This is a genomic window from Luteimonas suaedae, from assembly GCF_008312895.1.
Classification (GTDB): domain Bacteria; phylum Pseudomonadota; class Gammaproteobacteria; order Xanthomonadales; family Xanthomonadaceae; genus Luteimonas; species Luteimonas suaedae.
In genome coordinates this window covers 37330-51185 of the sequence record NZ_VSSP01000011.1, presented here as the reverse complement: position 1 = coordinate 51185, position 13856 = coordinate 37330, and the positions used below count along the sequence as shown (strand labels likewise).

General features: G+C 69.4%; 12 protein-coding genes. 10 read left to right on the top strand and 2 right to left on the bottom strand.

Translation table 11 applies throughout. The features are described from left to right. Positions 1 to 133: 133 nt before the first annotated feature. The 5 genes from FXO19_RS15105 to FXO19_RS19640 all read left to right on the top strand — a co-directional run bounded on the left by FXO19_RS15105 (position 134) and on the right by FXO19_RS19640 (position 4681). A complete protein-coding gene (locus FXO19_RS15105) occupies positions 134 to 1912 on the top strand; it encodes a glutamine--tRNA ligase/YqeY domain fusion protein (protein WP_149195946.1) in 1779 nt (592 codons plus the stop codon). Between the two features lie 20 nt (positions 1913 to 1932). Next, positions 1933 to 2307, top strand: a complete 375-nt coding sequence (locus tag FXO19_RS15100) for a hypothetical protein (protein ID WP_149196026.1) — start codon at positions 1933 to 1935, stop codon at positions 2305 to 2307. Further along, positions 2307 to 2900: a nucleoside deaminase gene (locus FXO19_RS15095; protein WP_149195945.1), complete on the top strand. Its 594-nt coding sequence runs from the start codon at positions 2307 to 2309 to the stop codon at positions 2898 to 2900. The genes FXO19_RS15100 and FXO19_RS15095 overlap by 1 nt, the downstream gene beginning before the upstream one ends. A gap of 85 nt (positions 2901 to 2985) precedes the next feature. Then, entirely contained in the window at positions 2986 to 4044 is a 1059-nt protein-coding gene (gene rlmM, locus FXO19_RS15090; protein WP_149195944.1) for a 23S rRNA (cytidine(2498)-2'-O)-methyltransferase RlmM, read from the top strand. 112 nt (positions 4045 to 4156) lie between these two features. Further along, positions 4157 to 4681 carry an EF-hand domain-containing protein gene (locus FXO19_RS19640; RefSeq protein WP_255516454.1) on the top strand — a complete coding sequence of 175 codons (525 nt, stop codon included), beginning with the start codon at positions 4157 to 4159 and terminating at the stop codon, positions 4679 to 4681. A 433-nt stretch (positions 4682 to 5114) separates the two neighbouring features. On the opposite strand, the gene FXO19_RS15080 is transcribed toward FXO19_RS19640, so the two are convergent. Both FXO19_RS15080 and ubiH read right to left on the bottom strand, forming a co-directional pair. Next, entirely contained in the window at positions 5115 to 6293 is a 1179-nt protein-coding gene (locus FXO19_RS15080; protein ID WP_149195943.1) for a UbiH/UbiF family hydroxylase, read from the bottom strand. Further along, on the bottom strand, positions 6290 to 7498 hold the full coding sequence (gene ubiH / locus FXO19_RS15075; protein ID WP_149195942.1) for a 2-octaprenyl-6-methoxyphenyl hydroxylase: 1209 nt from the start codon (positions 7496 to 7498) through the stop codon (positions 6290 to 6292). The genes FXO19_RS15080 and ubiH overlap by 4 nt, the downstream gene beginning before the upstream one ends. Before the next feature lie 126 nt (positions 7499 to 7624). Here ubiH and FXO19_RS15070 point away from each other — a divergent pair, with 126 nt between their 5' ends. From FXO19_RS15070 to FXO19_RS15050, 5 genes are all read left to right on the top strand, one after another. Continuing rightward, positions 7625 to 8212: a hypothetical protein gene (locus FXO19_RS15070; protein WP_149195941.1), complete on the top strand. Its 588-nt coding sequence runs from the start codon at positions 7625 to 7627 to the stop codon at positions 8210 to 8212. A gap of 25 nt (positions 8213 to 8237) precedes the next feature. Beyond that, positions 8238 to 8792, top strand: coding sequence for a cob(I)yrinic acid a,c-diamide adenosyltransferase (locus FXO19_RS15065; protein WP_149195940.1), 555 nt, complete (start codon positions 8238 to 8240; stop codon positions 8790 to 8792). 2 nt (positions 8793 to 8794) lie between these two features. Further along, a complete protein-coding gene (locus FXO19_RS15060; protein WP_149196024.1) occupies positions 8795 to 9727 on the top strand; it encodes a histone deacetylase family protein in 933 nt (310 codons plus the stop codon). Positions 9728 to 10095: 368 nt separating this feature from the next. Then, complete coding sequence (lptD, locus tag FXO19_RS15055) at positions 10096 to 12492, top strand: LPS assembly protein LptD (protein ID WP_149195939.1); 2397 nt, start codon at positions 10096 to 10098, stop codon at positions 12490 to 12492. Beyond that, positions 12489 to 13802 (top strand): peptidylprolyl isomerase, encoded by a 1314-nt coding sequence (locus tag FXO19_RS15050; RefSeq protein ID WP_149195938.1) that lies wholly within the window; start codon positions 12489 to 12491, stop codon positions 13800 to 13802. The genes lptD and FXO19_RS15050 overlap by 4 nt, the downstream gene beginning before the upstream one ends. Positions 13803 to 13856 lie beyond the last annotated feature (54 nt).

The window sequence follows — 13856 nt, the reverse complement described above, 5'->3', positions numbered from 1 at the left end:
AAAAACGATAACACCGTCACAATTTGTCCGGACGCACCGCCAAGCAGCGGCTGGGCTCGCCGCCCCGGCTCCCGCCGCCGGCTCACGGCCCGGCGGCAGGCCCTACACTGTCGTTTTTGGCCCTCCGCAGCACATGAGCACCCCTTCCACGTCCACGCCTCCGCCCCTTTCCGCCCCCGGCCACGGCGACGCGCCGCCGGCGGGCGCCAAGCAGGACTTCATCCGCCAGATCGTTCGCGACGACCTCGCCGCCGGGAAGCACCGCGCGGTCCGCACCCGTTTTCCGCCCGAGCCCAATGGTTATCTGCATATCGGCCATGCCAAGGCGATCTGTCTGGACTTCGGCCTTGCCGAGGAGTTCGGCGGCACCTGCAACCTGCGCTTCGACGACACCAATCCGGCCAAGGAGGATCCGGCGTTCGTACGCGCGATCCAGGACGACGTGCGCTGGCTCGGCTTCGAATGGGCCAGCCTGCGCCATGCCTCGGACTACTTCGAGGTGTACTACCTCGCCGCCGAGAAGCTGATCCGCCAGGGCGACGCGTTCGTGTGCGATCTCAACGCCGAGCAGGTGCGCGAGTACCGCGGTTCGCTCACCGAGCCCGGTCGCGCCTCGCCGTTCCGCGATCGCACGGTGGAAGAGAACCTCGACCTGTTCCGGCGCATGCGCGCCGGCGAATTCGCCGATGGCGCCCGTACCCTGCGCGCGAAGATCGACATGGCCAGCGGCAACATCAACCTGCGCGACCCGGCGTTGTACCGGATCAAGCGTGCGACGCACCAGAACACCGGCGACGCCTGGCCGATCTACCCGATGTACGACTTCGCCCATGCGCTCGGCGATGCGGTCGAGGGCATCACCCATTCGCTGTGCACGCTCGAGTTCGAGGACCATCGGCCGCTGTACGACTGGTGCGTGGACCGGGTCGACCTCGCCCGCTCGCCCGACCTGCTGGCGCCGCTGCTGGCCAGGGGACTGGCAAACGAGGCCGGCAAGCCGCGCCAGATCGAGTTCTCGCGCCTGAACATCAACTACACCGTGATGAGCAAGCGCAAGCTGGCGGCGCTGGTGGCCGATGGCCTGGTCGACGGCTGGGACGATCCGCGCATGTACACCCTGCAGGGCCTGCGCCGGCGCGGCTACACCCCGGGGGCGCTGCGCTTGTTCGTCGACCGGCTCGGCATCAGCAAGCAGAACTCGGTGATCGATTTCTCGGTGCTGGAAGGCGCCTTGCGCGACCACCTGGACGCGCACGCACCGCGGCGGATGGCGGCGATCAACCCGCTGAAGCTGGTGTTGACCAACCTGCCGGATGGCCACGCCGAAACCCTGCGCTTCGCCAACCACCCGAAAGACGAATCGCTCGGAACCCGTGAGGTGCCTTTCTCGAACGTGCTCTGGATCGAGCGCGACGATTTCGCGGAGGTCCCGCCGAAGGGCTGGAAGCGGCTGGTACCGGGTGGCGAGGTGCGGCTGCGCGGCGCCGGCATCGTGCGCTGCGACGAGGTGGTGAAGGATGCCGGGGGTGAGATCGTCGAGCTGCGCGGCACGCTCGATCCGGAGTCGCGCCCGGGCATGGAAGGCGCCAACCGAAAGATCAAGGGCACGGTCCACTGGGTCAGCGCCGCGCACGCGGTCGCGGCCGAGATCCGGCTCTACGACCGCCTGTTCTCGGTACCCGACCCCGATGACGAGCGCGACGGCCTGGGCTATCGCGATCACCTGAATCCGGAGTCGCGCCGCAGCGTCCGCGGTTACCTGGAGCCGGCCGCAGCGCACGCGGAGGCCGAACAGGGATTCCAGTTCGAGCGGCTCGGTTATTTCGTCGCCGACCGGCACGACCACGCCGCGGACGCACCGGTGTTCAACCGCAGTGTGACGCTGCGCGACACCTGGGCCACACGAACCTGACAACGGAGGGCAGCATGCGCATGCAACCGATCCCCATCCTGTGCACCTGGCTGCTGGCGCTGGCGCTCGCCGCCTGCGCAGCGCCACCGGCGACCGGCCAGACCGCATCCGTCCCCGTGCCGGAAACGGCGGGTAGCGCCGGCGGCGATCCGCTGCAGCTCGACCGCAGTTGCCGCACCGACAGCGACTGTGCGGTCAAGAACGTCGGCAACTGCTGCGGCTACTTCCCCGCCTGCGTCAACCGCGAGGCGCAGCCGGATCCCGAGGCGGTGCGCGCGCGCTGCACCGAGACCGGCATGGCCTCGACCTGCGGCTTCCGCGAGATCTCCGCCTGCAGCTGCGTGCAGGACCGCTGCGAGGCGGTGCGGCAGTCCTTGCAGGCACCGCTCGAGTGATGCTGCATGCGCAGCTGCAGCTGCAGCTGCAGCTGCAGCTCAGCCTGCCGGCGTGGGTACATGAGATGGTGGATCCGGACGCCCCGGCGCCCGGCGACGCCGACAAGGTGGCATTGGCCGTCGAGTTGTCGCGGCGCAATGTGGAGGCCGGCAGCGGTGGACCGTTCGGCGCCGCGGTGTTCGGCCCGGACGACCGCATCGTCGCGGTCGGCGTCAATCGGGTGCTGCCGCAGCACTGCTCGGTGGCGCACGCCGAGACCATGGCCTGCATGCTGGCGCAGCAGCGGCTGCAGCGCGCGCGCCTGAACCGCGACGACCGCGACCGGCCGGTCGGGCCCTACACCCTGGCGACCTCCGCGCAGCCGTGCTGCCAGTGCTACGGCGCCACCGTCTGGGCCGGCGTCGACCGGCTGCTGATCGGCGCCCGCGCCGAGGACGTGATGGCGCTGACCGAGTTCGACGAGGGCCCGCTGCCGGCCGACTGGGTCGGGGAACTGGAGCGCCGCGGCATCGCCGTCGTGCGCGACCTGCATCGGGACGCCGCCTGCGAAGTGCTGCGGGTCTACAGCGACATCAACGGAGAGCGGTACTGATGAAGGGAACGCACAAAGAAAAACGGGGAACGAACAAGAGCGGGCACACTCCTCGTTTCTCGTTCCTCTTCACTCATTTCTCGCCATGACAGGCCTGCTGTGCTATTGCCGCGCCGGCTTCGAACCGGAACTGGCGGCCGAACTCACCGAGCGCGCGGCGCTGGCGGGCATCGCCGGCTACGCCCGCGCCGGCCGCGACGACGGCTACGTGCTGCTCCATGGCGATGTGTTCCACGCCGACGACGCCGACGCGCTGTCGCAGGCGCTGCCATGGCGGCAGTTGGTGTTCGCGCGGCAAAAGACGGTGCTGATCGCCGAACTGGAGGGGCTCGATCCACGCGACCGCATCACCCCCCTGCTGGCCGCGCTGGAAGGCCGCGGCCGCTACGGCGAGTTGTGGATGGAGCACCCGGACTCGGATGCCGGCAAGCCGCTGTCCGGGCTGGCGCGCAGCTTCGGCAACGCGCTGCGCCCGGTCCTGCGGCAGCGCGGCTTTCTCACCATGCAGCCCGATCCGCGGCTGTCGCGGCTGCACGTGTGCTTCGTCGCCGGCGATCGTGCCCTGCTCGGCCGCAGCCGGGTCGAGGACAGCGCCCCCTGGCCGCTCGGCATCCCGCGGCTGAAACTGCTCTCAGGCGCGCCCTCGCGGTCGGCGCTGAAGCTGGAGGAAGCACTGCTGGCGCTGCTGAGCGAACGCGAACGCGATGCCTGGCTCAAGCCGGGCATGCAGGCGGCCGACCTGGGGGCGGCGCCCGGCGGCTGGACCTGGGTGCTGACCCGGCACCACATGCGCGTGGCCGCGATCGACAACGGCCCGCTGCAGCCGCAGCTGCTCGACACCGGCCTGGTCGAGCACCTGCAGGCCGACGGCTTTCGCTGGTCGCCCGAGCGCACGCTCGACTGGATGGTTTGCGACATGGTCGAGCAGCCGCGCCGCGTCGCCGAACGCATGGCCACCTGGTTCCGCGAGGAGTGGTGCCGTCATGCAGTGTTCAACCTGAAACTGCCGATGAAGAAGCGCTGGCAGGAAGCGCGCGACTGCCTGGATCTGTTCGCGGATCAGGCGGGGCGGCCGCTGACGATTCGTGCACGGCAGCTGTACCACGACCGTGAGGAGATCACCGTATTCGCGGCAGCGGCCTGAACGCGGCAGAATTTCAAATCCCGTTCATGGCGAGCGGGATACGGTTCCGGTCGAACGCCGATGAAACGTTCTTCATCCGGCTTTCACACCGTAGCATCGGAGGAGAACTCCCATGTCGTATCGGAACCAAGCCCTCACGATCGCCCTGCTCGCCATCGCCCCGCTGGCGGCGCCTGCGCAGGATGCGATGACGCCCCCGACCACCGCCGACCCTGCCACCCAGACGACGCCGGAACCTCCGGTCGACCCGGTCACAGACACCACCCCGCAGACGCCGGTCGATCCCGCACAGCCGCAGCCGGTCCCGGTCGATCCGAACGCGCAGCCGGCACCGACGCCGGCCACGCCCACCACACCCACCACGCCGACCAGTCCGACCGCGCCACCGGCGTCGACCGACACCGGGACCGCGGTGATCATGCAGAACGGCCAGGAAGTGCGGGTCAACTCGCAACTGCCGAACTCGGTGGTCGGCCAGTACCGGATCGATTTCGCCGCCCTCGACAGCAACAGCGACGGCCATCTCAGCCGCAGCGAAGCGCGCGCCAACGCAAGCCTCAGCGCCGAGTTCGACGCCACCGACAGCAACCGCGACGGTCGCCTGAGCCAGGAGGAACTGTCTGGCTGGACCCGCTAGGGCGCATCGACATCCACCCTCTTCGCCTACCTCTGTAGGAGGGGCTTCAGCCTGAGGTTTCCCCTGTTTTCCTGCAATCGATTCAACGGCTTGGCTGCTTCCCCCTTTTGAAAAAGGGGGGTTGGGGGATTTGCTCGGTGCCCGACCCAGCAACAGCAACAGCAAATCCCCCTCAATCCCCCTTTTTCAAAGGGGGAAGATAGGCTGCGAGAAATGTGGGGAAACCTCATGCTGAAGCCCCGACCTGGCGAAGATCGCGGCGAGGAAACAGGAAGTGCGCGGTACCGGTCGGAAGCTGTGTGTGTGTCTTTTTCGCGCTCCGCTGGTTTTCTCGGGGTCGGGGCTGAAGCCCCTCCTACAAGAACAACGGGTGTGGAACGGGTAGGCGGCGATACAGCCCAGGATCCGTGGACAACCTCGGCGCAGCTCCTTGTCAGCCGCCGGCGGCGCGGCGCCACAGCGCGGCGACCAGCGGCGGCATCCGCCCGGCCGCGCCGAGCAGCGGCCCGCGCAGCAGTGTCGGCAGCAGCGCGTCGTTCGAGAACACCCGGTTGATGCCGTCGAAGCTCCATGCGGCGACCGAATTCTCACTGTGGCGCCGACGTGCCCAACGTTGCAGCTGCTGCGGCGCGGTCCAGTCGCTGTCGCGACGCTGCGCCCGGGCCACCGTATCGCGCAACGCCGTCACGTCGCGCAGGCCGAGGTTCACGCCTTGGCCCGCCAGCGGGTGCACCACGTGCGCCGCATCGCCCAGCACCAGCACGCGACCCTCGACCTCGCGCTCGCTCAGCTGACGCCGCAGCGGGAACGCCACCCGCTTCGACAGCGGCCGCACCGCGCCCAGGCGCGCATCGAAGGCGTTGGTGACGGCCGCGCCGAAGGCGTCATCGTCGAGCGCAAGCAGGGACGTTGCCTCGGCGGCGGGCAGCGTCCAGACGATTGAACTGCTGCCGTCCGCGCACGGCAGGAACGCCAGCGGTCCGCCGGGCAGGAAGCGCTGCCATGCAGTGTCCTCGTGCGTGTGTTCGGTGGCGACATAGGCGACCAGCCCGCGCTGGCCGTAGTCGTGCGTGGTGACGCCGATCCCGGCGAGTTGGCGCAGCGTGGATTCGGCGCCGTCGGCGGCGATCGCCAGCCGGGCGGCGATACGGCCTCCGTCGTCCAGGCGCAGGATCACGCCGTCATCGTCCTGCTCCAGCGCCTGCACCCGCGTCGGACAGCGCACGTGCACGTCCGCCTGCGGCAACGCCGCCCACAGCCGGTCGACCAACAGACCGTGCTCGACGATCCAGCCGAGCACCTCGCGCCCCAGGGCATCGGCATCGAACACCAGCTCGTCGCCACCGCCGGCATCGCGCACGCGCATGCGGCGGTACGGCTGCGCGCGGCTCTCGCGGACACCACGCCAGACATCGAGCGCGTCCAGCAACGCCGCATTGTCGGGCGCGAATGCGTACACCCGCAGGTCGGGGCGATCCGCGGACCACGCCGGCGGCGCGGCCGCCTCGACCAGTTCGACCGTCAGCTCCAGCCGCGCCAGCGCCAGCGCACAGGCGGCGCCGACCACGCCGCCGCCGACCACGACCACATCGCTGCGCCGGCGCCGGCTCATGCGCAGGCGTTCCGGCACAACGCGGGCACGTCGCCGCGATAACCCATCGCACCGCCGGCCAGCAGCGACTGCAGCGACGGCAACCGGTCCGCCGCCAGCAGGCCGAGGCTGCGCAGCGGCCGCAGCAACGGCGCGTCATTGGCGGTGATCCGTGCCAGTCCGTCGGAAAAGGCCAACGTGCGTTCGCGGTCCTCGTGTCGACGCGCAACGTATGCCTGCAGCAGGGCTTCCGCACCAGGATCTTCTGGCTGCTGTGCGATCAACTCGGCCAGGACCAGCGCATCGCGCAGCCCGAGGTTGAAGCCCTGCGCGCCGACCGGATGCAACGTCTGCGCGGCGTTGCCGACCAGCACCGCACGCGCGGCGGTGGTGCCGCGTGCCACCACCTGCTGCACGGGATACGCACTGCGCGCGCCGGCGGCGAGCAGGCGGCCGACGCGCCAGCCGAAGGCGCGCTGGATCCGGTCGAGGAAGCCGGCCTCGTCCAGCGCGAGGGCGGTTTCCGCTTCGGCGCGCGCAACGCCATGGACGACGCCGTAATGGCGATCGCCCCGCGGCAGCAGCGCGGTCGGCCCATGCGCGGTGAAGCGCTCGTAGGCGGTACCGTCGGGGGCGCGCGTGGCGCGTACCCGCGCCACCAACAGTGTCTGTGCGTAGTCGTGCACATCCGCATCGATGCCGAGCGCACCGCGCACCGCGCTGTGGGTGCCGTCGGCGGCGACCAACAGGCGGGCGTGGACGATGCGCTCGCCGCCGCCGTCGGCCAGCCGCACGGCGCGTACTTCGCCGGCCGCCTCGCAGCCGAGGAAGCGCGCCGGACGATAACGGCTCAGCCGCGGCAGCTCGTCCAGCCGCTCCGCCAGCGCCGCGCCGAAATCGCGCGCCACCACCACCCGGCCGAACATGTCCCGTCCGTAATCGCGCGCATCGAGCAGCACGCGGCCGAAGTCGCCGGCGCGGCTGACGTGGATGCGCCGGATCTCCCCGGCCGGTGCGAGAAGTTTCCGCAGCACGCCGAGCGCAGTGAGCGCATTGACCGTGGCGTCGGCGAAGCTGAGATTGCGCTCGTCGAAGACCGCGGGCAGCGCGCCCGGCGGCGTCGCCTCGACCAGGCCGACGTCCACGCCGGTCCGCTCCAGCGCGATCGCCAGGCTGGCGCCGACCAGGCCGCCGCCGATGATCAGGACGTCATGTTGTGCAGACATGCGAACATGATAAGCGGTGCGCGGCGCGGCACCGCCCAGTGCCTCCGTTGTCGCCCGTTTCACCGGGCCGGCACGCTGCACCCGCGCTTCCGCTAAAATGCCGGCCTGCTCTCCCGGAAGCCACCGATGACCGCCCACTCCCGCCGCGCCCTGATCCTGGTCCTGCTCGCTGTCCTGCTGGCGGCCACCCGCGTGCATCATTTCGCCGCGGTGCCGGATGCGTCCTGGACCGTGTTCTTCCTCGGCGGCTTTTATCTGCGCGACTGGACCCGCTGGGCTTTTCCGGCGCTGATGGCGCTGGCCGTGCTGGTCGACTTCCTGGTGATCACGGCGCAAGGCCTGAGTTTCTGGCAGCACTACTGCATCTCGCCGGCGTACTGGTGCCTGATCCCCGCCCATCTCGTCCTCTGGGGCGGTGGCGCCTGGCTGCAGCGGCGGTATCGCGGTGTCGAGCTGCGCTCGCTCGCGCTTGCGGCCGCCAGCCTGATGGTCTCGGTCGCCGCCTGCCATCTGATTGCACAGGGCAGCTTCTACTGGATCAGCGCCAGCGTGGCCGATGCCTCCCTGGCCGGCTGGTGGAAGAACTACAGCGACTGGCTGCCCGCCTATCTCGGCGTCTCCGGCCTGTACGTGGGCCTGGCGGCGGCTTTCCATGCCGCGGTGGCGCAGACCGCGCGTCTTGGCGCGGCCTCGACGGACACCACGCGACGCTGACGGCACGTCATTCCCGGATCCATCGATGGGCCATCGTCTTTCCAAGATCTACACCCGCACCGGCGACGACGGCACGACCGGCCTGGGCGACGGCAGCCGCGTCCCGAAGGACTCGGCGCGGGTGGCGGCCTACGGCACCGTCGACGAAGCCAACTCGGCCATCGGGCTGGTGCTGGCGTGCCCACTGCCCGACGAGGTGAACACGCTGCTGACCACGGTCCAGCACCAGCTGTTCGATCTCGGCGGGGAGCTGTGCATCCCCGGCCATGCCGCGATCGAGGATGCCGACGTCGACCGGCTGGAGCAGCAGCTCGACCATCACAACGCGGCACTGCCCGCACTCAAGGATTTCATCCTTCCCGGCGGCGGCGAGGCGGCCGCGCGCTGCCATCTGGCCCGGACCATCGTGCGTCGTGCCGAGCGCGAGGCGGTGACGCTTTCGCGCCTCGACGCGGTGCGGCCGCAGGCGATCCGCTATCTCAACCGCCTGTCGGACCTGCTGTTCGTGCTGGCACGGGTGCTGGCACGCGCCGACGGCCATGGCGAGGTGCTATGGCACCACGAACGCCGCAGGCGGTGAAGCTGCGCCTCTACACCCATGCCGCCTGCCTGGCCCATGACACCGGACCGGGCCACCCGGAACGCCCGCAGCGCCTGGGCGCGGTGATCGAGGCGCTGCGCGACGGCCTGCCCGACCTCGATTGGCATGAGGCCCCGCGCGCCACCCGCGGCCAGCTGCTGCGGGTGCACGCGGCGGGGCTGCTGGCCGCGGTGCTGGAGTCCGGCGCGGATGCGCCCATCCCGCTCGACCCCGACACGGTGCTTTCGCCGGCTTCACCGGAAGCCGCCCTGCGCGCCGCCGGCGCCGGCATCGCGGCAGTGGATGCGGTGATGAACGGCCAGGCCGCGACAGTCTTCTGCGCGGTGCGCCCACCCGGCCACCACGCCACCGGCGGCGAGGCGATGGGTTTCTGCCTGTTCAACAATATCGCTGTCGCCGCGGCGCATGCGCTCGACAGGCACGGCCTGGCGCGGGTGACGATCATCGACTTCGACGTCCACCACGGCAACGGCACCCAGGCGATCTTCGAGCAAGAATCGCGCGTCATGTATCTCAGCTCGCACCAGTCCCCGCTCTATCCGGGCACCGGCGCCCGGCAGGAACGCGGCATCGGCAACATCGTCAACGCACCGCTGCCGCCGGGCGCCGGCAGCCGCACGTTTCGCGACGCCTGGCGCGAGCGGTTGCTGCCGGAGCTGGATGCGTTCGCGCCGCAGCTGCTGTTCGTGTCGGCCGGATTCGACGCGCACTGGCGCGATCCGCTGGCGCAGATGCAGCTCGACGCGGCGGACTTCGGCTGGCTCACCGGTGAGCTGAACGTGCTCGCCGCGCGCCATGCGGGCGGCCGCATCGTCTCGATGCTGGAGGGCGGCTACGACCTGCAGGCGCTGCGCGAAGGCAGCCTGGCGCACGTTCGCGCACTGGGCTGCGCCGCCGGTGACAGGACCGATTAGGCCCGGCCTTCTTCCGGCTCGGGACCAGCCACGACCGCTCTCCCGCCTCGGCATTCGTCGACAGGGAACTGGATGCCTCCATATCGGCGCGGGCCCGTGGAAGGTCCGCCGCCATCATGCGATCGTGCCGCGACTCCCGTCGCTCCCACAGTACCGGCCTACCCAACTGTGGGAGCGGCGGAAGTCGCGACTGGCAACGGCCGACCACATACTGCTGGCGCGAGCGTTTCGCTCCATTCAGCATCTGTTCGGCCGCTCGGGTCGCGGCTGATGCGCATGCTCCGGAAGGATTCCGAGGTTGGCGCTCGCATTGCCGCTTCGCAAGGGATGCGGCATGCTGGCGACCGTTTGACCGACCGGACTCTTGCGTGCGCCCAGCCCTCCGCCTGCTGCCCTTGCCGCTGTGCATCGCGCTCTCGCTGAACGCCCTGGCCGACGAACGCCCCGAAGACTGGCGCCTGTGCCCCCTGGAGGACGCGGTGCCGGAGTTTCCGGACGCGCCGCCGCCGGTGGGCACGCCGGAAGACCGCGAAAACCAGCCCACCGAGATCGGCGGCGATGCGCTGACCGGCATCTATGGCGAGCAGAGCCACCTGCAGGGCAACGCCACCCTGAAGCGTGGCGATCAGTTTCTCGCCACCGACAATCTCACCTACGACGCCGAGACCGGCAGATACGTCGCCGACGGCAGCGTGCGCTACCAGGATTCGGGCATGCGCATCGTCGCCGACCGCCTGACCGGCGACCAGGACGCCGATTCGCACAGCATCGAGAACGTGCGCTACCAGCTGATCGAACGCCGCGGCAACGGCGGCGCCGATCGCGCCGAGATGACTGGCGACCAGGGCGCACTGTACGGCTCGACCTACTCTACCTGCCCGCCCGGGCAGCGCTGGTGGGAACTGCACGCCGGGCGCATCGACGTCGACATGGAGGAAGGCTTCGGCACCGCCCGCGGCGCCACCCTGCGCCTGGGCAAGATACCGGTGCTGTACATGCCCTGGTTCAAGTTCCCGATCGACGACCGCCGCAAGACCGGCCTGCTGTATCCGGCGCTCGGCTACTCCGGCCGCAACGGGTTCGACTACCGGCAGCCGATCTACCTCAATCTGGCGCCGCACTACGACATGACCCTGCAGCCGCGGATCATGACCCGGCGCGGCGTGCTGCTCGGCACCGAGTTCCGCTACCTGAACGCGACCGGCCGCGGGACATTCGATCTCGAGTACCTGCCCTCCGACAACCTGACCCAGGATGAACGGCAGGAGGAGATCGATCAGCAGATCCCGGAAGAGAACCGCCGCAAGGACGACCGCGGCATGTTCCGCTACGTCGGCCGCCAGAACATCAGCCGCACCTGGCAGGCACGCGCCAACCTCAACTGGATCAGCGACCCGCGCTACATCGAGGACCAGAGCAGCAGTCTGACCAGCGGTTCGTCGAGCACGATCAACAGCAGTGCGGGCATCTACGGCCGCGGCCGCTACTGGGATGGCGGGCTGGAAGCCGACTATCGCTTGCTCTCGGACTACACACTCAACAAGACCAGGCTCCCCTATTACCGCCTGCCGAGCCTGTTCCTCAGCTGGGAGCAGCCGTTCCGGCCATGGCTGGTCGCCGGCGTCGATACCGACCTGACTCGTTTCGACCATGCCTCCAGCGCGAGGCAGGCAAACGGCAACCCCGTCAGGCCCGGCGGCAGCCGCTTCGATCTCAAGCCGTACGTCTCCTTCCCGCTCGAGGGCGCCGCCTGGTATGTCCGCCCGACCCTGGCCTGGCGTTATACCGGCTACCGGCTCGACGATGCCCTGGCAGAAAACATCAACGCCAGCGATCCGGATACCTCGCCCTCACGCAGCCTACCGATCACCAGCGTCGACGCCGGCCTGTTCTTCGACCGCGACACGCTGTTTCGCGGCGACCAGTACCTGCACACTTTGGAGCCGCGGCTGTTCTATCTCAACGCGCCCTATCGCGACCAGTCCAACCTGCCGGTGTTCGATACCCGCGACCTGACCTTCAGCTGGGGCCAGCTGTTCCGCGACAACCGCTTCTCCGGCGCCGACCGTCAGACCGACGCCAACCAGTTGACGGTGGCGCTGACCACGCGCCTGATCCGCGAGTCAGACGGCCTGGAGAAGCTGTCGGCCAGCGTCGGGCAGATCCGCTACTTCGACGATTCGCGGGTGGTGCTCAACAGCAACCGCGAACCGATCGAAGCCGGCGAATCGTCCTGGGTGGCGGAAAGCAGCTACGCCATCAACGACCGCTGGAATCTCAGCGCCGCGTATCAATGGGATCCGAAAGTCCGCCGCGACGACCTGGTCAGCCTGCGCACGCGCTACCTGATCGGCGACGACGGCATCGCCAACTTCAGCTACCGCTACCGCCGCGCGCAGCTCGAGCAGGTCGACTTCTCGTTCCTGTACCCGATCAATCCTACCTGGAGCCTGGTCGGCCGCTATTACTACTCGCTGCGCGACAGCAAGGTGCTCGAGGGCATCGCCGGCGTGCAGTGGGACAGCTGCTGCCTGGCCGTGCGCCTGGTCGGCCGCCACTACGTGCGCAACCGCATCGGCGAGACCAACAACGCCATTCAGCTGGAAGTCGAACTCAAGGGGCTAGGGTCCGCCGGACCGGACACGGAAGGCCGTTTGCGCCGTGCTATTCTCGGCTATTACCGAGACGACCTCTATCTCGTCCCGCCATCCGATCTCGGCAATGGCGATGCGGACGACGACAACCCGATCGATCCCCTGCCATGAAGAATCTCCTCCTTTCCCTCCTGGTCGCCGCCGCATTGCTCGGCGCCACCGCACACGCGCAGCAAGTCCAGCCACTGGAACGCATCGCCGCAGTGGTCGACGAGGACGTGATCCTGCAAAGCGAGCTCGACCGCGCGGTGGCCAACATCCTGGCCCAGTACGGCGACCGCAGCGACCAGTTGCCACCGCGCGACGTGCTCGAGCGTCAGGTGCTCGAACGCCTGGTCCTGGTGAAGCTGCAGACCGAGCGCGCGGCCGCCACCGGCGTTCGCGTCGGCGATGCCGAAGTGGACGCCGCGGTGTCCAACATCGCCCAGCAGAACAACTTCACGCCGGACCAGCTGCGCGAACAGCTGGCGCGCGATGGCATGTCCTACACCGATTTCCGCAATTCACTGCGCGATGAACTGCTGATCCAGCGCCTGCGCCAGCGCTTCGCGCAGAGCACCATTTCCGTCAGCGACGCGGAAGTCGACGCCGCCCTGCAGTCGCAGGCCGCCGGTGGCTCCCAGTACCAGCTCGCGCACATCCTGGTGGCGCTGCCCGACGGCGCCACCCCGGACCAGATCGCGACCGCTGAACAGAAGATCGAGGGCATCAAGGGCCTGCTCGACCGCGAGGAGATGGCGTTCTCCGCGGCCGCGGTGCGCTATTCCGACAGCCCGAACGCGCTGGAAGGCGGCGATCTCGGCTGGCGCAGCCTGGACGAGATCCCGGCCGCGTTCGCGGGCGCCATCCGCACCCTGCAGCCGGGAGAGGTCATCGGACCGATCCGCGGCCCCAGTGGCTTCCAGCTGCTGCAGCTGGTCGCCACGCGCGACGCCGGCCAGGCCGATGCCTCCAGCGTCACCCAGTACCAGGGCCGGCACATCCTGATCCGCACCGACGACGACACCAGCGACGAGGAGGCCCGTGCCAGGGCCGAAACGCTGCGCGCACGCGCCGCTGGCGGTGGCGATTTCGCCGCGCTGGCCAGCGAGAACTCCGAGGATGCCGCTTCGCGCGAACGCGGCGGCGATCTCGGCTGGTTCACCGCCGACCAGTTCGGCCCGGAGTTCGGCGGCCGGGTCGCGGCACTCGAGGACGGCGGCATTTCCGAGCCGTTCAAGACCCAGGCCGGTTGGCACGTGGTACAGCGCATCGGCTCGCGCCAGGCCAGCGTCGACGACGAGAACCGTCGCACGCAGATCCGCGAGAGCATCGGCCAGCGCAAGCTCGAGGACGAGTGGAACCGCTTCCTGCGGCAGATGCGCGGCGAGGCCTTCATCGACATCCGCAGCGCCGCGGCCGCGGCCGCGGAAGACGGCTGAACCACGGCCGCAAGGCGGCCACGCCGGGCAGTCACCGGCGCATCGGGGACGGAG